The 24720-nt window shown below is 65.3% G+C and carries 19 protein-coding genes; 4 read left to right on the top strand and 15 right to left on the bottom strand.

Features of this window, described 5'->3' with window-relative positions; all coding sequences use genetic code 11:
* The first annotated feature begins 41 nt into the window (after positions 1-41).
* Genes P9254_RS12050 through nagA form a run of 3 tightly spaced genes read left to right on the top strand, consistent with a single transcriptional unit; the run spans position 42 to position 3006 of the window.
* Positions 42-821 (top strand): GntR family transcriptional regulator, encoded by a 780-nt coding sequence (locus P9254_RS12050; protein ID WP_095799128.1) that lies wholly within the window; start codon positions 42-44, stop codon positions 819-821.
* Entirely contained in the window at positions 818-1849 is a 1032-nt protein-coding gene (locus tag P9254_RS12045; RefSeq protein ID WP_278052343.1) for an SIS domain-containing protein, read from the top strand. Before P9254_RS12050 ends, P9254_RS12045 begins: the two co-directional genes overlap by 4 nt.
* The gene (gene nagA / locus P9254_RS12040) at positions 1846-3006 is read left to right on the top strand and encodes an N-acetylglucosamine-6-phosphate deacetylase (protein WP_278052344.1); all 1161 of its coding nucleotides are present in this window, start codon (positions 1846-1848) and stop codon (positions 3004-3006) included. The genes P9254_RS12045 and nagA overlap by 4 nt, the downstream gene beginning before the upstream one ends.
* 192 nt (positions 3007-3198) lie before the next feature.
* On the opposite strand, the gene P9254_RS12035 is transcribed toward nagA, so the two are convergent.
* The 12 genes from P9254_RS12035 to P9254_RS11980 all read right to left on the bottom strand — a co-directional run bounded on the left by P9254_RS12035 (position 3199) and on the right by P9254_RS11980 (position 20951).
* Entirely contained in the window at positions 3199-4725 is a 1527-nt protein-coding gene (locus P9254_RS12035; protein WP_278052345.1) for a malonate--CoA ligase, read from the bottom strand.
* A 61-nt stretch (positions 4726-4786) separates the two neighbouring features.
* Complete coding sequence (locus P9254_RS12030; RefSeq protein ID WP_067324052.1) at positions 4787-5530, bottom strand: GntR family transcriptional regulator; 744 nt, start codon at positions 5528-5530, stop codon at positions 4787-4789.
* A 221-nt stretch (positions 5531-5751) separates the two neighbouring features.
* Complete coding sequence (rpe, locus tag P9254_RS12025) at positions 5752-6465, bottom strand: ribulose-phosphate 3-epimerase (protein WP_067324053.1); 714 nt, start codon at positions 6463-6465, stop codon at positions 5752-5754.
* Between the two features lie 200 nt (positions 6466-6665).
* Complete coding sequence (locus tag P9254_RS12020; RefSeq protein WP_278054930.1) at positions 6666-10394, bottom strand: DUF7929 domain-containing protein; 3729 nt, start codon at positions 10392-10394, stop codon at positions 6666-6668.
* Entirely contained in the window at positions 10391-12661 is a 2271-nt protein-coding gene (locus P9254_RS12015; protein ID WP_442920309.1) for a hypothetical protein, read from the bottom strand. Before P9254_RS12015 ends, P9254_RS12020 begins: the two co-directional genes overlap by 4 nt.
* A gap of 278 nt (positions 12662-12939) precedes the next feature.
* Complete coding sequence (locus P9254_RS12010) at positions 12940-13881, bottom strand: alpha/beta hydrolase (protein ID WP_278054926.1); 942 nt, start codon at positions 13879-13881, stop codon at positions 12940-12942.
* A 216-nt stretch (positions 13882-14097) separates the two neighbouring features.
* Positions 14098-14880: a carnitinyl-CoA dehydratase gene (locus P9254_RS12005; RefSeq protein WP_278054925.1), complete on the bottom strand. Its 783-nt coding sequence runs from the start codon at positions 14878-14880 to the stop codon at positions 14098-14100.
* Entirely contained in the window at positions 14873-16951 is a 2079-nt protein-coding gene (locus P9254_RS12000; protein WP_278054923.1) for an acetate--CoA ligase family protein, read from the bottom strand. The genes P9254_RS12005 and P9254_RS12000 overlap by 8 nt, the downstream gene beginning before the upstream one ends.
* 64 nt (positions 16952-17015) lie before the next feature.
* Positions 17016-18179, bottom strand: a complete 1164-nt coding sequence (locus tag P9254_RS11995) for an acyl-CoA dehydrogenase family protein (RefSeq protein ID WP_278054922.1) — start codon at positions 18177-18179, stop codon at positions 17016-17018.
* Between the two features lie 4 nt (positions 18180-18183).
* Positions 18184-19311 carry a carnitine 3-dehydrogenase gene (locus P9254_RS11990; protein ID WP_127242082.1) on the bottom strand — a complete coding sequence of 376 codons (1128 nt, stop codon included), beginning with the start codon at positions 19309-19311 and terminating at the stop codon, positions 18184-18186.
* Positions 19312-19313: 2 nt separating this feature from the next.
* On the bottom strand, positions 19314-19937 hold the full coding sequence (locus tag P9254_RS11985; RefSeq protein ID WP_066996070.1) for an HD domain-containing protein: 624 nt from the start codon (positions 19935-19937) through the stop codon (positions 19314-19316).
* 96 nt (positions 19938-20033) lie between these two features.
* Entirely contained in the window at positions 20034-20951 is a 918-nt protein-coding gene (locus P9254_RS11980; protein WP_066996067.1) for a 3-keto-5-aminohexanoate cleavage protein, read from the bottom strand.
* 128 nt (positions 20952-21079) lie between these two features.
* On the opposite strand from P9254_RS11980, the gene P9254_RS11975 reads away from it, so the two are divergent.
* Positions 21080-22060 carry a GlxA family transcriptional regulator gene (locus P9254_RS11975; RefSeq protein ID WP_127243120.1) on the top strand — a complete coding sequence of 327 codons (981 nt, stop codon included), beginning with the start codon at positions 21080-21082 and terminating at the stop codon, positions 22058-22060.
* A gap of 60 nt (positions 22061-22120) precedes the next feature.
* Here P9254_RS11975 and P9254_RS11970 read toward each other — a convergent pair whose 3' ends face one another.
* The 3 genes from P9254_RS11970 to xylA form a co-directional block, all read right to left on the bottom strand.
* Positions 22121-22906, bottom strand: a complete 786-nt coding sequence (locus tag P9254_RS11970; protein WP_336619647.1) for a TIGR01458 family HAD-type hydrolase — start codon at positions 22904-22906, stop codon at positions 22121-22123.
* A gap of 86 nt (positions 22907-22992) precedes the next feature.
* The gene (locus tag P9254_RS11965; RefSeq protein WP_066996194.1) at positions 22993-23196 is read right to left on the bottom strand and encodes a hypothetical protein; all 204 of its coding nucleotides are present in this window, start codon (positions 23194-23196) and stop codon (positions 22993-22995) included.
* A 185-nt stretch (positions 23197-23381) separates the two neighbouring features.
* Positions 23382-24707, bottom strand: a complete 1326-nt coding sequence (gene xylA, locus P9254_RS11960; protein ID WP_278054914.1) for a xylose isomerase — start codon at positions 24705-24707, stop codon at positions 23382-23384.
* Between the last annotated feature and the right edge of the window lie 13 nt (positions 24708-24720).

Genomic DNA, 24720 nt, shown 5'->3' with positions numbered 1-24720 from the left:
GCCGTCGACCGGATCTTCGCCATGCTGCCGGAGGCGCCGCGATGAGCGCCGCCGACCAGATCTTCGCTATGCTGAAAGAATCCTCGCAAAGCGGAGCGCCGCTTTACCTGCAGCTGAGAAAAAGCATCGAGGAAGCGGTCAATCGCGGCCTGATCGGGCCGGGTGACGCGCTGCCTTCAGAGCGCGATATAGCCAGCAAGGCCGACATTTCGCGCGTCACTGTGCGCAAGGCCGTGCAGGATCTCGTCAAGGGCGGCATCCTCGTCCAGCGCCATGGCTCCGGCACCTTTGTCGCCCCGCGCATGGAACGTGTCGAGCAGTCGCTGTCGCGGCTCACCTCCTTCACCGAGGATATGGCGCGCCGCGGCATGGTCGTGCGCTCGGCCTGGCTCGACCGCGGCCTCTATGCGCCCTCGCCGGACGAGATGATGGTGCTCGGCCTGTCGTCGAGCGAGCTGGTGGCGCGCGTGGCGCGCCTGCGCATCGCCAACGACACGCCGCTGGCGATCGAGCGCGCCGCGATTTCGGCGAGCGTGCTTCCCGACCCCGAAGCGATCGGCTCCTCGCTCTACGCGGCGCTGGAACTGACCGGCAACCGCCCGATGCGGGCCGTGCAGCGCATTTCGGCCGCCAATCTCGGCGACGGCGACGCGCGCCTTCTCGAAGTGCCGCCGGGGGTTGCCGGCCTGCACATCGAACGTATTTCCTATCTGGCGAGCGGCAAGGTGATCGAGTTCACGCGCTCGATCTACAGGGGCGACGCCTATGACTTCGTCGCGGAACTCCGGCTGACCGGGCCGGGAGAGGAGAGCCGGCCATGAGCGCAACCGCCACCCACATGCGGCGCGAGATCGAGGAGATCCCGCAGGCCACCGCCCGCCTGCTGGACGGCTCAGCCAAGGTGCTGGCCGAGGCCGGCCGCGGCCTTCGCGAGCGCGATCCGCATTTCGTCGTCACCGTGGCGCGCGGCTCGTCCGACCATGCCGCCACCTTCATGAAATATGCCGTGGAGCTGACGGCCGGCCTCGCCGTCGCTTCCGTCGGCCCGTCGATCGCTTCCATCTATGGCGCGAAGCTGAGGCTGCGCGGCTCGGCTTGCCTGGCGATCTCGCAGTCGGGCAAGAGTCCCGACATCGTCGCTATGGCCGAAACCGCGAGAACCGGCGGCGCGCTCACCGTCGCCATCACCAACACCGCCGACTCGCCACTGGCGCGCGCCTCGGATTACGCCATCGACATTCTCGCCGGCCCGGAGCGCAGCGTCGCGGCCACCAAGACCTTCGTCAATTCGGCCGTCGCGGCCCTGGCGCTGATGGCGCACAGCACTGGCGATGAGGCGCTGCTTGCTGCGCTCGCCCGCCTGCCGGAGCATTTCGACAAGGCGATCGCCTGCGACTGGATGGCGCTCGCCACGGCGCTCGAGACGCCGCGCTCGCTGTTCATCCTCGGCCGCGGCCCATCCTTCGCGATCGCCAGCGAGGCGGCGCTAAAATTCAAGGAAACTTGCGCCATGCATGCCGAGGCCTATAGCGCCGCCGAGGTCATGCATGGGCCGCTGGCGCTGGTCGGGCCGGGCTTCCCGGTCCTGGCGCTTGCTGCCCGGGACGCGTCGGAGCCTTCGGTGACCGAGGCCGCCGATAGCTTGACGGCCAAAGGCGCGGCCGCTTTCGTCACCTCCGATAATGCGAAGGCAGCCGGGCTGCTGTCGTATGTCGCAACCGGCCATCCGTTAACCGATCCGCTGCCGCTGATCGTGTCCTTCTATGGCTTCGTCGAGGCCTTCGCTCGCCATCGCGGTCTCGATCCGGATGCGCCACGCAATCTGCGCAAGGTGACGGAAACCGTATGAGCGACCGTTTCGCCCTCACCGGCGCCCGTATCTTCGACGGGGCCGACTGGCACGACGATACGGCCCTTGTCGTCAAGGACGGCGTGGTCGAGGCCATTCTGCCCGCCGGCGCCGTGCCGTCAGGCGTCTCCCATGTCGAGACCGGTGGCGGCCTCTTGGTTCCCGGCTTCGTCGACATCCAGGTCAATGGCGGTGGAGGCGTTATGCTCAACGACCATCCCGATGTCGCCTCGATCGAGACCATCTGCCGGGCGCACGCGCCCTTCGGCACCACGGCGCTCCTGCCGACGCTGATCACCGACACGCCGGCGATCACCGCCGCGGCGGTCGACGCCGGCGCCGAGGCCGCCCGGAAGAAGGTGCCGGCTTTTCTTGGGCTGCATCTCGAAGGCCCGCATCTGTCCGTCGCGCGCAAGGGCGCGCATGATCCGGCTCTTATCCGGCCAATGACGGACGCTGACCAGGCTGCGCTGGTCGCGGCGCGTCAGGGCTTGCCGGTGCTGCTCACCACGGTCGCACCGGAATCGGTCCAGCCGGCCCGGGTCACGGCGCTGGCCGCGGCCGGCATCGTTGTCAGCCTCGGCCACTCCGACACCGGCTATGCCACGGCAACGGCCTTCGCCGAGGCCGGCGCCACGGTCGTCACCCATCTCTTCAATGCCATGAGCCAGATCGGCAATCGCGAGCCGGGACTGGCCGGAGCGGCGATCGACACCGGCAGCTTCTACGCTGGCATCATCGCGGACGGTATCCATGTCCATCCCGGCACCATGACGCTTGCACTCAATGCCAAGAAAGGCCCGGGCAAGATCCTTTTGGTCACCGACGCCATGGCGACGATCGGCACCGACATGACATCCTTCACCCTCAACGGCCGTACCATCTACCGCAAGGACGGGAGTCTCAGGCTTGCCGACGGCACGCTGGCCGGCGCCGATCTAGACATGATTTCCGCCGTGCGCTTTGTCCATCGCGTGGTCGGGCTCGATCTCGACGAGGCGCTCCGCATGGCCTCGCTCTATCCCGCCGAAGCGATCGGCCAGGCGCATCGCCTCGGCCGCTTCGCCAACGGCACCGCAGCGGACATTGTCGGGCTGTCGGAAGACCTGGACGTCAAGAATGTCTGGATCGGCGGCGAGAAGGTGTTTGCGGCGTAGGCCTCTTCCTTCGTCATCCTCGGCCTTGACCCGAGGATCCTTGTCGTGACCTCTGCCGTGGGGCGCAACGGTGCAGAATTCTGTAATTGTTGCAACGTTGGGCGTTAAGGCATGGATCCTAGGGTCTTCCCGCGTCGCTTCGCTCCTTGCTCCGCCCCAAAATGGCGAAGCTACCGGGCGTTTGCACTGGTCCTAGCTCTGCGGCCTGGATTGGTAGATATCCTTAAACGCCTCGCGCAAAACGTTCTTCTGCACCTTGCCCATCGTGTTGCGCGGCAATTCGTCGACGAAGATCACCTGCTTTGGATGCTTGTATTTGGCCAGCCGCCCGGCGATGGCGTCGGCGATATCGGCTGCGCTGATTGCCGAGCCCGGCTTGCGCACCACGACGGCCGTGACGCCTTCGCCGAAGTCGGGATGCGCAACCCCGATCACCGCGCTTTCGGCAACGCCGGCAAGCGCGTCGATCTCGCTCTCGATTTCCTTGGGATAGACGTTGTAGCCGCCCGAGATGATCAGGTCCTTGCCGCGGCCGACGATGTGGACATAGCCGCCGGTATCGATCAGGCCGAGGTCGCCGGTGATGAAGAAGCCGTCGTCGCGGAATTCGGCCTTGGTTTTCTCTGGCATCCGCCAATAGCCGGCAAAGACGTTCGGGCCCTTCACCTCGATCATGCCGATCTCGCCCTGGGCTAGCGGCTTGCCGCTTTCGGGGTCGGCGACACGCAGCGAGACACCCGGCAGCGGAAAGCCGACCGTGCCCGCGCGCCGTTCGCCGTCATAGGGGTTGGAGGTGTTCATGTTGGTTTCGGTCATGCCGTAGCGTTCGAGGATGGCGTGGCCGGTGCGCTCGCGCCAGGCATTATGCGTCTCGCTAAGCAACGGCGCCGAACCAGAGATGAACAGCCGCATGCGGCTGGCCGCATCCTTCGTCAGGCCCTGCTGCTGCAGGAGCCGCACATAGAAGGTCGGCACGCCCATCAGCGCGGTCGCGCGCGGCAGAAGCGAAATCACACGGGCCGGGTCGAACTTCCGCTCGAACAGCATTTTTGCGCCGGCCATCAGGATGACGTTGGTCGCGACGAACAGGCCGTGCGTGTGGAAGATCGGCAGCGCGTGGATGAGCACATCATCGCCGCTGAAGCGCCAGTAATCCACCAGCACGCGCGCGTTGGAGGCGAGGTTCTCGTGGCTGAGCATGGCGCCCTTGGAGCGGCCCGTCGTGCCAGACGTGTAAAGGATGGCGGCAAGATCGTCGGGGCCGCGCTCCAGATCCGCAAAATCCGCCGGCTGCAGCGCCGCACGGTCCGCAAGCGTGCCCTGTCCGTCGCGGCCTAGCGTCAGCGTTGCCGCCGCCGCCGATGCGGCAAGCGGTTGCACATCCTTCACCTTTTCCGGATCGCACACGACCAGCCGCGGCTCCGCGTCGCGGAAGAAATAGTCGAGCTCCGGCAGCGTATAGGCGGTGTTGAGCGGCAGGAAGACGGCGCCGGCGCGCAGACAGGCGAGATAGAGGAGCAAAGCTTCAGGGGTCTTCTCCACCTGCACCGCGACGCGATCGCCGGGCAGCACACCAGCGGCGACCAGCGCGTGCGCAAACCGCGCGGACCACGCCAGCATGTCGGCATAGGAAATCGAACGCCCGTCACCCGTCTCCATCAGCACTTGGCCAGGCGCCGGCATGCTGGCGCGAAACGCGTCGAACAGGTGATTGGTCATGTCGTCCCCTGGCGTCGAAAGCTCGGCCAGAGCGAATATCAGATTTGTCAGCGATGGGCAGCTATTTGCGACCGCGCGCGGCCTTGCCTGCGCGAGCCCGCGGACCGTCGCCTGGGCTGAGCTGCGCCATGCACATCTCCGCCGTCAGGCGGTAGTGACTGAGCAAGGCCTCGACCGCGCCGTCGGCGTCGCCGTCCATGGTCCGCTCGGCAATCGTCCGGTGCTCGCCGAAGTCGTCGCGTTCGGAGCCGGGGCCGCGCTGCGAGATCAGCCGGTAGCGGGAGGCCTGGTCGGAAAGCTGGTCGCAAAAGCCGATCAGCCAATGCGAGCGGCAGGCGCAGATCAGCGCGCGATGAAAGGCGCGGTGCAGCTTCTCCCATTCCGGATTGTTGGTTGCCGGGTCATCGGGCCGGCGGCGTTCGGCGCGCGCCAGGCGGTGCAGGGCGAGCACCAGCTGTTCTTCCCATTCCGCCGTTCGGTGCGCAATGGATTCGCGTAATGCGCGTTCTTCCAGCCAGCACCGCGTGCGGGTGAGCTCCTCCAGCTCGGCCGCGTTGACCGGCATCACGAAGAAGCCGCGCTGGTCGTGGCGGCCGAGCAATCCCTCGGCGGCCAGACGGTTCAGCGCCTCGCGCACCGGCGAAGCGCCGGCGCCATACCGGGAAACGACCCATTCGACGCGCAGCTTGCCCTCGGCTTCCAAAGCTCCCCGCAGCAAGTCCTCGCGGAGCTGATGGTAGACCGAACTGGCCAGCGTGCTCTTGGCACCCTTGCCTTCGCCCGTATCGGCGTTCCCGTATGGCAATTTGACTCCTGTTGCCGGCCCCTGTTTTGCAGGGTCCCTCGGCCAAGCAATTTCATACGATGTATCTTACAGCCGAGCACTGCCGCCTAAAAACGTATGATGGCGATATTCGTACTTTAAGACAAGGCGGGGTCAATTATCGAATAAAGTAAAATCCACTTGAAAAAAGGCTGACGTCAGTGGGAGACTTGACATAACTCGGTATACTGAACAGCCCTTAGTTAGCGAGGCGGCTTTGCTAGGAACGCACTGTCGACGTCTTTAACGGCCTTGTCGGCGGCTGAGCGGATCGCTTCGATATTTGCCCGATAGGTTTCCACTGTGCCGCCTTTGAAAATGGCCGCGCCGGCCACCAGCACGCCGGCGCCGGCGGCCGTCACCAGCGGCGCCGTTTCTGGCGAGATGCCGCCGTCGACCTCGATGCGGATCGGGCGCTCGCCGATCAGCGCCTTGACCTTTCGCACCTTGTCGACGATCGCCGGGATGAAAGCCTGGCCGCCGAAGCCGGGATTGACGGTCATGATCAGGATGAGGTCGAGCCGGTCGAGCACATATTCGATCGCCGTTTCCGGCGTCGCCGGGTTGAGCGAGACACCGGCCTTCTTGCCGAGACCTTTGATGGTTTGCAGCGAACGGTCGAGATGCGGGCCGGCCTCGGCATGGACCGTTATGCCGTCGCAGCCGGCCTCGGCAAAGGCCGCCAGGTAGGGGTCGGCAGGCGCGATCATGAGATGGCAGTCGAAGAAGGTTTTTGTCCGGTTGCGGATCGCCTTGATCACCGGTGGGCCGAAAGTGATGTTGGGCACGAAATGGCCGTCCATCACGTCGAGATGGATCCAATCGGCTCCGGCCGCCGCGACCGCTTCGACCTCATCGCCGAGCTTCGAAAAGTCCGACGCCAGCACCGATGGTGCGATCAGGGTCTTCTTGCTCATGAAAGGCTTCTCCCGGCATCCTCATCGGCGCTCTGTGCTGCGCGCTGGCACGCGGGTCTGCCTAGACCATCGTCCGGCCAAGGGGAAGCGTGTTTTCCGCTTCGCTCGACGGGCACGCAAAACGCGAGCTGCGATGCGGGAAGGAGAGAACCCGCTGGATTTTTCCGGCGGGTTCGCGGGCGCGGTAGTGATGGGCTGCCTTACTGAAGGTTGTCAGTCGCCGGGTTCCGCTGCAGCCTTGGTTGGCTTCTTGGCACCAACTGCTGCAGGATATTCGGATTGAGCAGCAGGTCCGGATCGATCTCCACGCCTGGCCGCCTGCGGATCGGGAAGCAATCCGGATACCGGCCGGCCGTTCCGACCGGGCAGCGCCGCCTGATGATCGGCTGGCACATGCCATCGATCATCTCCGAGCCCGGCGCGCATACAGCGTCTTCGAACCTGCCGCATCTACCTTCGATCACTTCGGTGCCGCGTGGACACACGCAGACGCCGCGTTTGTTGAGGAACTGGCCGCGGATGGAGCATGCTTGCGGCTTCCTGACCGGCACGCAGGCTTTGCCCTTCAACGCCGTCCCCCTCGGGCAGACGCAATCGCCATCGGCATTGCGCACCTGGCCACGAATGCGGCACTGGCTGGGCGGCTGCTGCCTGTCGGGCACGCAAGCCTTGGCGGCGCGGTCGACATGCGTGTCCTTGGGACAGGCGCAGCCATCCGGTGTCGGCACGGCGCCGCGGATAGTGCATTTCGGCGGAGCGACGCGGCAGACGCCGTTCACCAGCTCGCCGCGCCGGCATACGCAATTGCCGTCCTGGTCGCGGTACTGGCCGGGACGCAGCGTGCACTGCGGCTCCTGCGGCTGCTCGCTCTGAACGCATCTGCCGTTTTCCAGCTCGGCGCCTCGCGGGCAGACGCAGCGCCCGTCCTCGGTCCGGATCTGGCCCTTGGGTAGGACGCAGCGCTGCGGCACTGGCAGCGGCAGAAGCTTGGTGCCGCCGGACGAGCACTGACCGTTGCGGAATGTGGTGCCGTCCGGGCAGGCGCAGCGGCCGGCCGAGTTGAGCACCATGCCGCCCGAACACTGGTTCTTGACCTCACGCTTGATTGTGAAGGGGTGGCATGCATAGGCCCTGCCGCGGTCGCCTTGCGCGTTGGCTGGGGCGCGCGACAGCACATCGCCGCCGCCCTGCACCGGCGTGTTTGGCGAGAGCACCCCAACGCAGTTCTGTCCGCTGACCGTACCCCGCAGAGTGGCAAGGCGCGCGTCGTCGGGAAGGACCACTGTGACATGATGCGTATGGCTTTCGCCGGCGCCCAGCGTCAGATTGGCGATGCAGGACGCCGGCAGCGTCGCCGGCTCCGGCGAGCAGCCGAAAGGCGGGTCGATCGCGGTGATCTTGACACCCTCCAGCCTGCCGAGACCGTCGATGCCGACCGCATCGCCGATGCGGACCGGACCGGAGAAGGCATTCGGCCCCCCATTCGTGATGGTGATCTCGAACGAGCAGGGCGCGCCTGGCTGGCATTCGCTGTCGCCGGTCTTCTCGACGCGGATCATGGAGGCCCCACCGCCCTTCGCGCAAGCCTGGCCGATCGGATAGACGATGTCGTCGCGGGGCGCCGGCCCAAAAGAGCCGCGCGCGCAGTTCTCGAACGCGTCATTGCCGCCGACCGTCACGTCGAAGTGCCGGCTGGTTCCGGGCGTCATGACGGCGCCGGCAATCTGGCAAGACAGCATGTTGGCGGGCACTGGCCCGCAGTTCCAGTCGGCGCCGTCCGGGGTCAGGGTCCGGACAGCGACCGGCGCGCCGCCCGACACCAGCGTGGCGGCATCGTTGACCCGCACCGGACCGGTGGGGGCAGCAGTGCCGGCATTGGTCACGGTGATGCGGCAGGATACCGAAGACGCACCGGCCAGCGAGCTCTCGCACGCCTTGGTGATGCGCAGGCCGGGCTTGGCGCCATTCGGACGGCGGATGCGCTCGGTCGCGCACGCCTTGTTGTTCGCGAGGTCGACCTCGCCGGCAATGGCCTTCACCTCGGCGCAGTTCTCGACCGTGTCCGGCCGGTAGTTTGCCGGCATGACCGCCTTGACCACGATGGGCGTCGAGGCGCCCGGCGGCAGCGAGATGCCGGCATTGTCGCAGCGGAACTGGCCGGGGCCGTTCGGCAAGCAGGTCCATGGCGGGCTGGGCCCGAAGGCCGAGGAGGTCGGCGCGTCGCCCGGATAGGTGTCGATCACGGTCAGCGGCCCGTGATAGGTGCTGGTGCCGTTGTTGATGATATCGATCACGAAGCTGCAGATGCCGTCCGGCGTGCAGACCGGCATGCGGGCGCGCTTCTTCAGCAGCAGGTCGACCTTCTTCTCGACCGCAGGCTGGCATTGCGGATCGCGATCGCCACGGCGGCAGACCGGGATCGAGGCGCAGCCGCGATCGTTCTGCTGGCTGCCGAACAGCGGCTTGCCGCTCGCCTGGTAGTCATAGGCGGCGCAATTGCGCAGCACGCTGCCCTGCCAGCCGCCGGCCGGCTTGAAGCCGAGCTTGAGGACGGCGGAGGCGCCCGGGTTGAGCGTGGTTGCCGGATGGGTGCAGGTCATCGGCGTCGTCCCGGGCGCGCAGACCCAGGGTGGGTTCGGTCCCGACGACAGCGCCGACCCGGCCGGCAATGTCACCTCGTCGAGCACGATCTTGCCGTTATAGGGCGCATCGCCGACATTGGTGACCGTGATGGTGAAGTCGCAGCCGCCGGACATCGTGCAGCGCGGCACCTCTGCCCACTTCTCCACCTTGAGGTCGGGCTGCTTTTGGGGCGGGCACCTGAGATCACGCGGAATGTCGATGTCGATCTCCTGCGTGCAGCAAAGTCCCCAGCCTTCCTTCGGCCCGGCATAGGTGTCGATGCCGGTGACGACGAGATGGATGGCCTCGCCCGGCGAGGCGCCGATGATCTTCCAGTTCAACACGCCGCCGCCGGCAGGTACCTGCTGGGTGTCGGTGGCGATGGTGATGCCGGGTGTCGTCGTCGACAGCTGCACCCATTTGCCGGCCATCTCCGGACCGACCGGCATGTGATAGATGAAGGCGCCGCCGCCGGGCACGCAGTCGACCGTGCCGCGTTCGACCTTGAAGCATTCCTTGCTGGGAGGCGGAGGCGGCGGGTTGCACTTGCTCAGGTCGATCGTGATCGAGGTCTTCACGCCGGTGAGGAAATCGGCGTCGTCGGGCTTGTCCGGATCCTGCGAGGGGATCGTGGTTGCCGGGCCGCCCCTGAAGGCCACCTTCATCTCACCCTGGTTATCGACCGTTGCCGGCGCGGCGAAGGCGGCATGGTCTATCTTGGCCGTGATCCGGAAAGTGATCACGCGTTCGTCGGCAGCGCCGACGCCGTCGAGGTTCGAAGCGCTGATCCGGAAATTGGAAACGCTTGCCGTATCATTTGGGCCGGCCGATGTGCTGATCGAAGCAGCGGGCAGCGGTCCGCCGGAAGCGCCCGTGCCGTCGCCGACGAGGTCGACGCTCACGATCTGCAAGCCGTGCGGCAACTGGTCCTTGAAGTCGAGCCTTGTCGCCTTCAGAAGGGCCGCCACGCTTGGCCGGTCGAAGTCCTGCGGGTCGCCATGGATGCCGAAGCTCAAGACGTATTCGACACTATCGCAGCCCCTTAGGCCACCCTTCTTGGTGAAGAAGGGTATGATCCGCCCGAGCTCCGGATTGATGCCGCGCGATCCAGCCGTGATTTCCGGGTTGGCGATCTGGCCGGCCGGTGCCTTGTCCTGCGCAAGCGCCGGCACTGCCGGCATCATGGCGAGCGCGACACCGGCCGCCATCAGCCAGCGCGCGCCGCGCCTGGCGTATGACAGGGGTTTCATGATCGTGCCCATGACGGCTTTGCGCGGGGCAGGGCGGGAAAGGACGAGACCGCTCATCTGTCCCTCCTCGGCACTTCGCACTCGACGGCCGGCGTCCTCAGCGGCAGCGTCACCTTGCAGCAAGGATAGTAGCCGCCTTTGTCCCGGTCGGACTTCCGGTAGAAGCAGAGCCCGACATTGACGGTGTCGCCCGGATTATGGCCGATGATGCCGATCGTGTAGGGCTTGCCCGGCGCATGCGACATGGGTGAGGTCACCCCGACGCCCGGTGTCTTGGACAAAGCCTTGATCGAATCGCCGCCAAAGCCGGCGTGGTCATCGAGATAGAGGTCGGCCCGGAGGCCGCGGGGTGTGCAGAAATACTGCACGTCCTCGACATCGAGGCATGGGGGCAGGTTGCCGGGCGGAGGGAAGTCCGGCGGATAGACGGGAGGCAGGAAGCCGCCGGGGATTTCCTCATAATAGCCGGCGCGGCCCTCGCAGGGGCGCCAGACCCTGACGTCGCCGACATGGCCCTGGACGTCAGGGTCTTCGAAATAGCCGTCGAAGTCGACGACCCAGGAGCCGAAGGGCGGCACGTTTACCGGCTTGACCAGCTTGCTTGGCGTGAGCTGGACGCCATGCACGGCAAGCGGCCCGCCGGCGGCGAGGCGCTCGGCAAGCTCCGGATTGTCGCGCAATTTGTCGCCGGTGTTCACGACCGTGTCGGTGCAGACCGAGGTGTCAAGATTGCCTTCGGGGTCGTAGCGGTATTGCAGGTCGACGCCGCCTGCCGACTGCCGGTTGCCCTGCGGGAAGCCGACCGCATATTCCTGCGGCACCTCGGCCCAGACCGATTCCGTTGCCGGATCGTCCGGATCCTCGCGCTGGTAGCGGATCACCTCGCCTTTGCCGGTATCGGCGAAGCGGCTGTAATCGTAGCGGTTCTCGACCGGGCCGCGCTGGGCAAGATACATGAAACCCTGATTGTCGAAGGCGATATCGGTGACGGCATAATCTTGGTCGGCCTTGACCGTCAGTTCCCAGCGCGGATCGCGGCCAAAACCCCCGTCGCTTGCAATGCCGACCGACCAGATTTCGGTTTTCTCGCCTACGGAATAGTAGAGCCGCCCGCCATGGTAGGCGACGGCCCAGACGCGGCGCGCATCCTGCGTATAGCCCCAGGTTCGGGGGTCTTCCGAATCGAAGGCAGTATCGTGGATGTCCATCACGGCGCCGTCGTCGGCGACCGGGGCCAGCCCATGCGCGGGACGCCCGGCAACGCCATGGTCGAAGCTGTCGATCAGATTGCCCTCGATATCGATGCGGTGGATGAGCCCGGTATCGAGATCCGAAGCGAAGAACTCACGATGGGTCGGATCGAAGGCGAGGTTGCCGATGCCGGGCCCGCTGTTGGTGTCGATGTCGGCGAATTTCGAGACGGCGCCCGAGATACCGTCGATCTTCCAGATGGTGCCCGGTCCGCCGCCATTTTCGATGCCGAACTGGCCGTTCATGAAGACAGCGCCGGCGGCGCCGCGGCGCTGTCGCTCAGGCCGCCCGTCCTCGTCGGCGTCCGGCGTGACGATCTCGATGCCGTGCAGCGAGGTCGCCGCCGTATAGAGGTTCGGAATGCCCGACGGCACGCCATCGCGCACGCCGTCGTCATAAGTGAGGCCGAAGACCTCGCCGATCTGGCCGGCTGTCACCTCGAAGGGCGGCGGCGTGTAGACGAGCTGGCCCGAAGCTGGGCCGCCGAGTTGCGAGACGTTGAAAATGCGCAACGAGGCCTGCGAAGTGTCGATGAAGGTTTCGTCGACCGGGTCGACGCCGGGCGGCAGGCCGCCCTTTTCGGAATCGGGAGAGCCGAAATCCGGGATGATCGTGCCGGGGAAGCCGGTCACCGCCATCGAGCCCGGATAGGTGATCTGGGCTTCCTGAGCCTTTGCCGCACCGCCGAGGCAAAAGCCGGCGGCCAGTGCCAGGGCAAGAATTCCGCTGGTGGTCACGATCGCGCGGCGCAAACCGCCGCCGCGAAAAGCCACGAACGAGCCGCGGTCGCGAGACATTGAGCTCCCCCCGAAGTCGTCGGAAGAACCCTCCGATTTCGCCGCGCAAAACAAGGTAAGTCGCAGCGTTCCGGCTCGTTCGTCCCTGATAGAATTGTCTGTTTTCCGCCTGTTCACGATACGCCGGGTGCCTGGCAGGGTCAACGGAATCAGCCGAAAGCCGAGCGCGTCGTCTCCATCCCGAAGCCGATGATCGCGCCGAGCTCCTGTTGCTTCCCCGGACCACCGCGGCTCTGGATTTCTGATCATACGGGCTCCCTTTCCGGCCCGCGCCATGCGGCGCCTGGCCGTCAGTCGCAGGCTGAGTCGGAAAGGTTCAATCCGGTCTAGAGCAATTCGAGAAAAAGTGTGAGCGGTTTTCCGTCCGGAATTGCGTCAGAACAAACAAGCCCGAGCATTTCGTCGTTTCCGTGAAACGGTGAAATGCTCTAGGCGTCCGGCTGGTAGAGCTGTCTTTGCCCGTCTCATGCAAGTCGCCGAAAAGAGAGCAGCGATTTTGGCATCAGCCCCGAAGCGCGGCGCTTGAATTCTCGACGCCACGCGCTTTGGCAAAATCACCAGATCCACTCGCCTCTGCCGAGCACGGAGACCGCCTCGACGATGCGGGTGAAGCTCGCGCGAGCACGACCGACCGTATGCCGGGCTCTCAAATAGCTGTGCACCAGCCCCTGTTCTTCGAACCAGTAGGCATACCCGCCGGCCGCGACGACGCGGTCGCGATAGGCCTCGCCGTCTGAGGACAGCGGGTCGCATTGGGCAGTGATCAGCACCGTCGCCGGGAGATAGGCGAAATCGGCGTCGGCGAGCGGCGACAGCGTGATGTCGCCGGTCCGGTCCACGCCGCCGGTGCGAATGTTCAGGTAGAATTCGATATCGCGCAGGGTCAGCATCGGCGCGTCAGCATGCGCCACATAGGAGCCGCGCGAGCGGTCGCCCCCGAGGCTGGGATAGATCAGCACCTGGCCGGCCGGCTTCTTGATGTGACCGCGCGTTGCGTGGGCAACGGCGGCGCAGAGGTTTCCGCCGGCGCTGTCGCCGCAAAGCAGGACAGGGCAATCATAGGTCTTGGCGGCCCATTCAAAGGCGCTTAGCACGTCGTCGAAGGCGGCCGGATGCAGATGTTCCGGCGCCAGCCGGTAATCGACCGAGACCACCTCGTAGCCGGTGCGGGCGCACAGCTCGGCGCAGACATCGTCATGGCTGTCCAGCCCGCCGAGGATGAATCCGCCGCCATGAACATAGAGCACCATTGCGGCGCTGTTCGATTCCGCGTTGCTATAGATGCGGATCGGGATGCTGGCGGTCGGCGTGGCGATGGCGGACGTTTCGACCGTCACGCCTTGCGGATAGCCGGCGAAGAACTCGCGGCACATCCGGTCGTAGATCGCCCGCTGCTCTGCGATCGTGTAGTCGATCGTGTCGGGCGGGTAATAGGAATTGGTCTTCTCGATGAAAGCCCAGGTCTCGGCGTCGATGAGGGTCTTGTAGTCGGTCATAGCGCTTGGGCCGATCGCGAAGGTCGAGCCTGAGCACCCCCCTCTGTCCTGCCGGACATCTCCCCCGCAGGGGGAGAGATTGGCAGCTTGGGCGCCGGCGATCCACCTGCGACGCTGGCAATTGGCGAAAGCGACCGTGACATCCGATCTCCCCCCTTGCGGGGGAGATGCCCGGCAGGGCAGAGGGGGGTGTGACGGAACGCCATCGTCTGCGGCCTATCTACCCTTCCACACCGGATCGCGCTTCTCCGCAAAGGCGCGGAAGCCTTCCATATTGTCCTCCGAGCCGTAGAGGATATCGACCGTCGGCAGTTGCCTGCGCGTCACCTTGTTCATGGCCTCCTGGAAGGTCAGCGCCTCGGCCACGCGCGCCGTCTCCTTGATCGCGGCGAAGACCAGCGGCGGGCCGCTGGCCAAAAGCCGCGCGATTTCCCAGACGCGGTCCTCCAGCTTCTCCTTGGGCAGCACCTCGTTGACCAGGCCCCAGCGATGCGCTTCCGCCACATCCATCCAACGGCCGGTGAGGAGAAGGTCCATGGCGATATGGTAGGGAATGCGTTTCGGCAGCTTGATCGTCGCGGCGTCGGCCAGCGTGCCGGCGCGGATCTCGGGCAGCGCGAAGGAAGAATGGTCAGAGGCGTAGATCAGGTCGCAGGACAGCGCCAGCTCGAAGCCGCCGCCCACCGCCATGCCGTTGACGCAGGCGATCACCGGCTTGTTGAGGTCACGCAGTTCCTGCAGCCCGGCAAAGCCGCCGACGCCGTAGTCGCCGTCGACCGCGTCGCCGGCCGCAGCCGCCTTCAGGTCCCAGCCGGCGCAGAAGAACTTGTCTCCGGCCGTCTTGACGATGGCGACGCGCAAGCCGGGATCGTCGCGGAACGCCTTGAACGTCTCGCCCATCAGCCGTGAGGTCTTGAGGTCGATGGCATTGGCCTTGGGCCGGTCGAGCGTGACTTGCAGGATCGTGCCTTCGCGGCGAGTGGTGATGACGTCAGCCATTCTTCTTTTCTCCAAGCACCAGCAGTGCGTCGGCGATCCAGGCGCCCTTGCCTTCGGCGCAGACGATCAGCGGGTTGATGTCGAGCTCTTCGATTTCGCCTTCATTCTTCTGCACGAAGTCGGCAATGCCGGCGATGGCGTCGATGGCGGCCTGGACGTCGGCCTTGGGCCGGCCGCGATAGCCCTCCAGCAGCGGATAGAGCTTCAGGCCGCGCAGCGCCGCCTCGATGTCGTCGCGCGTCGCCGGCAGCATCAGGGTCACGCTGTCGCGCAGCAGCTCGACCAGCACGCCGCCGGTGCCGAGCGTCATCACCGCGCCGAACATCGGGTCGCGGGTGAAGCCGACGATCAGTTCGGCGATGCCGTCGCGCACCATGCGCTCGGCATAGAGCCCGGTGCCGAGCGGCAACAGGTCATGCGCGGCATTGCTGACGGATTCGGCGTCCTTGAGGTTCAGCCGCACGGCGCCGACCTCCGACTTGTGCGTCACGCCGAGCGTCTTCAGCGCCACCGGGAAACCAAGCGCCATGGACGCAATCACCGCCTCGACCGCGTTCGAGGCTCGCTCGCCCTTCGGCACCGGCAGCCCGGCCTCGATCAGACGCGCTTTGGCCTCGGCTTCGTCCGGCGTGACGTGGTCGCCGTCGGAAGCGCCCGCCGCCGTGGTGTCGACCGGCTGCGCCTGCGGCTCGCGCCAGGCCCAGCCGATGAAGGCGGCGGCCTGGGCGGCGTCCATCGCTTCCGAAATGCCGAACAAGGGCACCATGCCGCGCGCCATCAGCCCGGCGGTATATTCCTCCGGCAGGTTTTCCGGCAGCGAGGAGACGATCGCGCCCTGCGCCCTGTTGGTCTTCAGCGCCGCCTCGAAGGCACGCAGCGTCGCCCACCAGTCGGTGTCCGAGCAGCGGTCGGGGCGCGGGAAGTCGAGCACCAGCATGTTGAGGTCGAAGCCGCCCGACACCATGGCAGTGAAGGTGGCCGTCATCGCCGGCTCGTTGTTCCAGATGAAGGTGTGGTAGTCGAGCGGATTGGCGACCGCGACCAGCGGCCCGAGCGTCGATTTGACATGCGCGCGATGCTCGGCGCTTAGCGTCGGGAAATGCACCCAGCGTCCTTCCGCGCTGTCGGCCATCACGGAGGCTTCGCCGCCCGAGCAGCTCATCGACGACAGTCTGTAGCCGGGCAGCGGCCCGGTGATGTGCAAGAGCTTCAACGCCTCGATGAAGGCCGGTATGGAATCGACGCGCGCGATGCCCAGCCGCTTCAGGAACGCGCCCGAGGCGGCATCCGAACCGGCAAGCGACGCGGTATGGGAAACCGTCGCCTGCCGCGCCTGTTCCGAGCGGCCGACCTTCATGGCGATGATCGGCTTCTTCAGCTCGCGGGCTCTCGCCGCCAATCGCTCGAAGCCGGCCACGGAATCGAAGGCCTCGATGTGCAGGCCAAGCGACGTGACGCGCTCGTCCTCGATCAGACCGAGCGCCATTTCTGAAAGGCCGGTCTGCGCCTGGTTGCCGGCCGTCATCAGGAACGCGATCGGCAGACCGCGCTTCTGCATCGTCATGTTGATGGCGATGTTGGACGACTGAGTGATGATGGCGACGCCCTTGCCGCCCTCGGCCAGTCTGATCCCGCCATGCTGATCGGGCCACAAAAGCGCGCCGTCGGCATAGTTGATCAGGCCATAGCAGTTCGGGCCGATGATCGGCATCTCACCCGCGGCGGCGACCAGCTCGGCCTGCAGCCGCTCGCCGTCCTCGTCATAGGCCTCGGTCTCGAGGAAGCCGGCGGCAAAGCAGACGGCGCCGCCGGCGCCGCGCTCGGCCAATGCCTTGACCACTTCGATGGTGAGATGCCGGTTGACCCCGACAAAGGCGGCGTCCGGCGCGCCGGGCAAGTCGGCGACGGAACGGTAGGCCTTGCGGCCTGCGACCTCGTCTTTAGTCGGGTGCACCGGCCAGATTTCGCCGGCAAAGCCCATCTTGATCGATTGCGCGACGACGGCGGCGGCCTGCGCCCCGCCGAACACGGCGATCGATTTCGGGCGCAGGAGACGTTCGAGTTTATGCATGGTCATCTTTTCATTTGAGCACGATCGTTGCCAAAACCGGATCCCGGTTTTGGCGGATCATGCTCTAAGCCCCGAACGGGCGCAGCAACGCCCGCGAAATAATATGTCGCTGAATCTCCGAAGTGCCTTCCCAGATGCGCTCGACGCGCGCGTCGCGCCAGATGCGCTCCAGCGGCAGGTCGTCCATCAGCCCCATGCCGCCATGGATCTGGATCGCCTCGTCGGCGACGAAAGCCAGCATCTCGGTAGCCTTCAGCTTGGCCATCGCCATGTCCTGATCGGTGACGGTGCCCTGATCGTACTTCCAGCCGGCTTCGAACACCATCAGGTCGGCGGCCTTCAATTCCGTCGCCATATCGGCGAGCTTGAACGACACACCCTGGAATTTGCCGATCTGCTGGCCGAACTGCTGGCGCTGCGCGGCATATTCGATGGCATGCGAAAGCGCGCGCTCTGCGCGGCCGAGGCAGGTGGCGCCGACCTGCAGGCGCGTGGCGCCGAGCCATGAATTCGCCACCTCGAAGCCCTTGTGCACTTCGCCGAGCACCTGGGAAGCCGGCAGCCGGCAGTCGTCGAATTCGAGGATCGAGTTGGTGTAGCCGCGATGCGAGACGTTGCGGTAGCCGTCGCGCACCGTGAACCCTTTGGTGCCCTTGTCGACGAAGAAGGCGGTGATCTTCTTGCGCTTGCCGCGCGGCGAATCCTCTTCGCCCGAAGCCATGAATACGATGGCAAAGTCGGCGATGTCGGCGTGGCTGATGAAGTGCTTGGTGCCGTTGAGCACCCAGTCCGAGCCGTCCTGAACCGCGGTCGCCTTCATGCCGCGCAGGTCGGAGCCGGCGCCGGGCTCGGTCATCGCCAGGCAGTCCCACTTCTCGCCGCGGATGCAAGGGAAGAGATATTTGTCACGCTGCTCCGGCGTTCCGGCGAGCAGGATGTTCGAGGGACGCGCCACGCAGGTCCAGTGCAGCGCGTAATTGGCGCGGCCAAGCTCCTTCTCGTACAGCAGCCAGCTCACCGTATCGAGGCCCGCGCCGCCGACATCGGCCGGCATGTTGGCGGCGTAGAGCCCGGCCGCGATCGCCTTTGCCTTCAATTCGTCGATCAGCTCGCGGCGCAGTTCGCCGGTGCGTTCCACCTCGCGCTCATGCGGGTAAAGCTCGTTCTCGACGAAGGCACGCGTCGTCTCGACGATCAGTTTTTGTTCTTCTGAAAGACCGAAATGCATCGCCTCAGCCCTTCTTCTTGCTTGTTTTCGCCTTGTCGGCCTTCGTGGGCTTCTCGGCCTTTGCGGGCTTCGCCATCTTCTTCGCCGGCTTGGCGGCTTTTGCCTTGTCGCCTGCCTTGGCGGCCGGCTTCGCCGCCAGCTTGGCCAGCTGCCTGGTATAGTCCTTGTGAAGCGCGCCGGCGCCCCAGCCCTTGCCTTTGTTCTGCTTCGACAGCGCTTCCATAATGGCGACCAGATTGTCGTCGCGGATCTTTTCCAGCTCGCGGATCGACAGGCCGTTTGCCTGCTCGTCCGATTGCGTGGCGATCAGGTCGACCAGCTCGTCGTTGAACTCCGGCACGTCCATCAGCTTGGTCCACGGCCATTTCAGGCAAGGTCCGAACTGCGCCATGAAGTGGCGCATGCCGGCTTCGCCGCCGGCGACGCGGTAGACCTGGAACATTCCCATTTGAGCCCAGCGCAGGCCGAAGGAATAGCGCATGATGTCGTCGAGTTCCTCGACGGTGCAGATGCCGTCCTTGACCAGCCACAGCGCCTCGCGCCACGCGGCCTCCAGGAGGCGATCGCCGACGAAGGCTTCGATTTCCTTGCGCACCACCACCGGCTTCATGCCGATCGAGGCGTAGATCTCCTTGGCGACCTCGATCGCCTCGGGAAAAGTCTGCTGGCCGCCGACGATCTCGACCAGAGGCAGAAGATAGACCGGGTTGAACGGGTGCCCGACGACCAGCCGCTCCGGGTGCTTCTTCATCGCCACCTGCATATCGGTCGGCTTGATGCCGGAGGTCGAGGAGCCGATTATGGAGTTGGCCGGCGCATGGGCGTCGATCTCGGCCAGCACTTTGTGCTTGAGGTCGAGCCGCTCCGGCACGCTCTCCTGGATGAAGTCGGCATCCGCCACTGCGTCGCCGATCGTCTTGGCGAAGGTGAGCTTGCCTTCTTTGGGCAGGCCGCCGGGCAGCATCTGCTTGTAGGCGCGGCGTGCGCCCTTCATCACCTCGCCGACTTTGCGCGACGCCTCGGGATCGGGATCGAAGATCGAAACATCGATGCCGTTCAAGAGCAGGCGCGCCACCCAGCCGGCGCCGATGACGCCGCCGCCGATGGCGGCCGCCTTGTTGATGATGCTCATGGTCAGGCTCCGGTTCTGGTCTTGGCTGTTTCGGGATCGGAAAGCGGCACGCGCTCGCCGGCGCGGATCACGGCCGGGTCGTAAGCTTTGCGCGCGAAGACTTCGAGCACGAGGGGCCGGAAGAACTCGATCGGCAGCGTCTCGTAGTCGGGATCGAAGCTCGACTGGTCCCAGCGCTCGCAGAACCGGTCGCAATCGTCGAAATAGAGATGGCCGGCGAAGCGGTCGCGGGCATGCTGGTTGCCGCCCAAATGATGCGCGTAATAGAGGCGCTGGAAGTCGCCGTGCTTTTCGACAACCCAGGTGCATTGCTCGCGCACGAACGGCTTCAGGATGGTGGCGGCATATTCGTCATGATTGTAGGGCGCGTATATGTCGCCGATGTCGTGCAGCAGCGCGGAGACGATCCAGTCAGTGTCGGCGCCGTCGCGCCAGGCGCGCGTCGCCGCCTGCAGCGAATGGCCGAGCCGGGTGATCTTGTAGCCGGACAAACCTTCGTCCAGCTGCACCAGCGCGGAAAGCAGCCGATCCCCCGTCCTGGCGGCATAGTCGATCTCGTGGGCGGTCAGGAATTCATAGTCTTCCTTGTCGCCGTCCTTCATCGCCGTGAATTTGACGGTAGCCATCTCGACCTCCCGCTTTTCAATGTTGTTTAAGCATGATCTTTTCCGAACCGCAGGTCAGCGAAGCAAAAACCGGTTCCCCACTTTTCGGGGTCATGCTCATGCCGCGATCGGAGCCCGCTTGGTGAGGTTGAGCTTCTTGCGCACTTCCTCCGGTCCGAGCACGCGCGCACCGAGATTGGAGACGATGCTCACCGCGCGCTCGACGAGCTGCGCATTGGTCGCCAGCACGCCCTTGTCCAGCCACAGATTGTCTTCCAGCCCGACACGGACATTGCCGCCGGCCAGCACCGCCGCCGCGACATAGGCCATTTGGTTGCGGCCGATCGAGAAGGCCGACCAGTTCCAGGTCGACGGCACGTTGTTGACCATCGCCATGAAGGTGTTGAGGTCGTCCGGTGCGCCCCAAGGCACACCCATGCACAGCTGCACCAGCGCATCCGGCTTCAGCACCTGTTCCTCGACCAGCTGCTTGGCGAACCACAGATGCCCGGTATCGAAAGCCTCGATCTCGGGCTTCACGCCGAGCGCCGTCATCATGCCGCCCATGGCGCGCAGCATGCCGGGCGTGTTGGTCATCACATAGTCGGCTTCGGCGAAGTTCATCGTGCCGCAATCAAGCGTGCAGATCTCCGGCAGGCACTGGCGCACATGCTCCATGCGGTTGGTGGCGCCGCCCATGTCGGTGCCCTTCTCGTTGAGCGGCAGCGGCGCTTCCGGCGAGCCGAACACCATGTCGCCGCCCATGCCGGCGGTGAGGTTCAGCACCACGTCCACGTTCGCCTCGCGGATGCGCTCGGTGACCTCACGGTAGAGATGGACGTCACGCCTGGGCTTGCCGGTTTCGGGGTCGCGCACATGGCAATGGACGATCGCAGCACCCGCCTTGGCGGCCTCGATCGCCGAATCGGCGATCTGCTTGGGCGAGCGCGGCACGTTCGGGCTGCGGTCCTGCGTCCCGCCCGAACCGGTCACGGCACAGGTAATGAAAACCTCACGGTTCATCGCGAGCGGCATCGTCTTTCCTCCCAAATTCGATCAGCCATTGATGAAGCCGGAAACCGGCTTTGCTATGACGACCTGCGCCGAAGCTGGCCAAGCATGACCGACTTGCCGGAAACTGTTTTGCATTTTACGAAGTCACCATGACTAAAAGCGAAAAACCGACGATCTTTCGCGCCGAGCGGGAAACGCTCAAGGTGACGTTTCTGGTGTTCTCGGGCTCGTCGATCATGTGCGTGGCCTCGGCGGTCGACCCGCTGCGCGCCGCCAACCGCATTTCCGGCGAGACTTTGTTCGACTTCAAGCTGGTCTCGCTCACCGGGGAGGCGCCGGTGACGACCTGCGGCTTGCCGGTCGCCGTCGGCGGCCGCTTCGATGCCGCCGAAGCGACCGACATGCTGGTCGTCGTCGCCGGCTTCGGAACGCAGAACTATGCGACGTCGGCGTTGCTGGCCGGGTTGCGCCGCGCGGCGCGTGCAGCCCGCGCCTGCGGCGGCGTCGAGGCCGGCACCTGGCTGGTGGCGCGCGCCGGCCTGCTCGAAGGCCGCAGCGCCACCACGCATTGGGAAGACATGGAGGATTTCTCCGCCGCCTTTCCGGGCGTCGATGTGCGCCCCGACCGCTATGTCATCGACGGGCCGGTCTTCACCTCGGGCGGTGCCTCGCCCACCTTCGACCTGATGCTGCATCTGGTCCGCACCCGGCTCGGCATGGCGGCCGCGCTCGATGTGGCGAGCGTCTTCATCTACGATCAGACGCGCGCGGCGACCGACGCCCAGCCGCTGGTCTCGCTCGGCCGGCTCGACGGCTACGATCCGCGCCTGGCGCAGGCGATCCGGCTGATGGAAGCGCATGTCGATGAGCCGCTGACCATCGATGCCGTGGCCAAGCGCGCCGGCGTCACGGCGCGAACACTCGAGAGCATCTTCCGCAAGTCCATCGGCGAGACGCCGGGTGCCTATTATCTGCGGCTGCGGCTCGCCGCCGCCCGACGTCTGGTGGTCGACACGCGCATCGCCATGGCCGACATTGCCGGGCGTACGGGTTTTTCATCAGCCGCGGCGTTTTCCAGGGCGTTTTCCCGCGCGTTCGGCGAAGCGCCGGTCAGGCTGCGGCGCGGCTGATGCAGATCGGCCAAAAGCGCGCAGCGGTTTTGGGAAGCGGCATAGATCAAAACAAGGGATTCAAAGCGCGTCGCCTGAATCCGCTTCTGTGCGGCGCGCTTTGAGGATCCAGTCGGTAGCGGCCGCAAGGTCGTCGACCAGCGCCGTGGGAGGCGGATCGAAGCGCGTTTCATCGCCTGGGCAGTACTTGCCGGTCCGCACCAGCAGCCCCGCGCCGAGCCCGGCGCTGAGCGCGCCGGCGACGTCGCTCTCCGCATCGTCGCCGACCATGACTGCATCGGCTGCCGAGCAGTTCAAATCGTCAAGCGCCGCGAGGAAGAAGTCCGGCGACGGCTTGCCGAGCACGATAGGGCTTCGGCCGCTGGCGAATTCGAGCGCTGCCACGAAGGCGCCGGCATCGAGGCTGAGCTCACCGTCGGCATCCTTGAAGCTGCGATTGGCGGCGAGAGCCAGAAAATCGGCTCCGGCAACAAGTTCGCGGAACGCTCGGTTTAGGCCGGCATAGTCGAAGGCCTCGCCGGCGTCGCCGACGACGACAGCGGGGCTCTTGCCGCCTTCCAGGCCGGTAAACTCTGCTTCGAGGTTGGGATGGACGAGCAGGTGAGGCTGCCGGTCATGCCCTCGCAGCCATTCGAGCGCAGCGCGCGCCGGCGTCAGCAATTCTTCATCCCTCACCTCGACACCCATTGCGGCGAGCTGCGCGATGATTTTATGGCGCGGCGAACGTGTCGTGTTGCTGACGAAGCGGAGCGGCAGTCCGGCCTTGCGCAAACGCTCGACCGCAGCCACAGCGCCTGCGATCGGGGTGTCGCCATCATAGACGACACCCGCGAGATCGAGCAGCACCGCGCGTATCATCGGTGCAGGATGGAGAAACAGTCTCCGTTCGTCAAACTGCCGAAAATAGGCCCACGGACACAGGGGCCGAAGAATCAGGCGGCGTCGCGGCCTTCGCGCACAATGCGCGAGCGCATGCTCTTGGCCAGCGCCGTTTCCAACCGCGCGGCGACCGCGCGATCCCATTCATTTGCTTCGCCGGCGCCATCCTTCGGATGCGGCAGCGCCATCAGCCGATCGATGATCGAACCAGCCTCGCCGGAAGAGAGCAGGGCGTCGATTTCGCGTTCGTGCTGCATACGTTTCGCCTCCTTCTTTCCTTCCCGCCGCATGTCGACAATATACGCGATTCGTGACGGCTGTTTGAAGGCAAGAGCGCGGCGATTGAGAGGCAGCGCGGGGCAAAACCTTGTCGTGTAGGTTCACCCCGCATGGAATGCAATTTCAGCTCTGCGGCGCTCGATTCGGGCGCCGCAGGAAAGCCTCAGACGTAGCGGTTGACGATGTTTTCAAGGAGCTCCTGCCGGCCGGAGCGCGGCTGCGGCTCGATCTTCTCCGTCACCACGCGTTCGGCGATCTCCTCCAGCGTACGCTTGCCGGAAAGCATCGCCTTGCCTTCGGCCGTGTTCCAGCCGGCATAGCGTTCGTTAAGCGGACCCGACAGCGCCTTGTCTCCGATCATCCTGGCCGCCGCCTTGAGCCCGCGCGCGCAGGCGTCCATGCCGCCGATATGGCCGATCAGCAGATCCTCCGGGTCGAGCGACTGGCGGCGCAGCTTGGCGTCGAAATTGGTGCCGCCGGTCTTGAAGCCGCCACCCTGCAGGATCTGGTAATAGGCCAAAGCCATCTCCGGCACATTGTTGGGGAACTGGTCGGTGTCCCAGCCGGACTGATAGTCGTTTCGGTTCATGTCGATCGAACCGAAAATGCCGAGCGCGTTGGCCAAGGCCAGCTCATGCTCGAAGGAGTGGCCGGCAAGGATCGCATGGCCCTGCTCGATGTTGACCTTCACCTCCTTCTCCAGCCCGAACCGCTTCAGGAAGCCGTAGACGGTGGCGACATCGTAGTCGTACTGGTGCTTGGTCGGCTCCTGCGGTTTCGGCTCGATCAGGATCGTGCCCTCGAAACCTATTTTGTGCTTGTAATCCACGACGAGGTTGAGGAAGCGGCCGGCCTGCTCTTGCTCTCGCGCGAGGTCGGTGTTGAGCAGCGTCTCATAGCCTTCGCGCCCGCCCCACAGCACATAGTTCTCGCCCTTCAGCTTCTTGGTCACGTCGATGCATTTCTTCACCGTCGCCGCCGCATAGGCGAACACGTCCGGATCGGGATTGGTGGCGGCGCCCGCCATGAAGCGCCGATGCGAGAAAAGATTCGCCGTGCCCCAGAGCAGCTTGACGCCGGTCTGGTTCATCTTGGCCGAAAAATAATCGGCGATCTCGTCGAGGCGCGCCGCGCTTTCGGAGAAATCCTTGCCTTCCGGGCGAACGTCGGCGTCGTGGAAGCAGAAATAGGGGACGCCGAGCAGCGAGAACAGCTCGAAGGCGACGTCGGCCTTCAGTTTCGCCAGTTCCATCGTGTCGATGTCGCCGGGCCTGGCGAACCAGGGGCGGTCGAAGGTTTGGCCGCCGAACGGGTCGCCGCCCTGCCAGGCGAAGGAATGCCAATACGCGACGGCAAAGCGCAGATGGTCCTCCAGCCGCTTGCCACCCACCACTTCGTCCGGGTTGTAATATCGGTAGGCCAGTGGATTGGTCGAATCCGGCCCTTCATACTTGATGGTCTTGATATTGCCGAAAAATCCGCTGCTCATGGTTTCCTTCCTC

This window comes from Mesorhizobium sp. WSM4983, from assembly GCF_029625765.1.
Classification (GTDB): Bacteria; Pseudomonadota; Alphaproteobacteria; order Rhizobiales; family Rhizobiaceae; genus Mesorhizobium.
The sequence above is the reverse complement of the archived record's forward strand: the minus strand, read 5'-3'. Positions and strand labels throughout refer to the sequence as shown.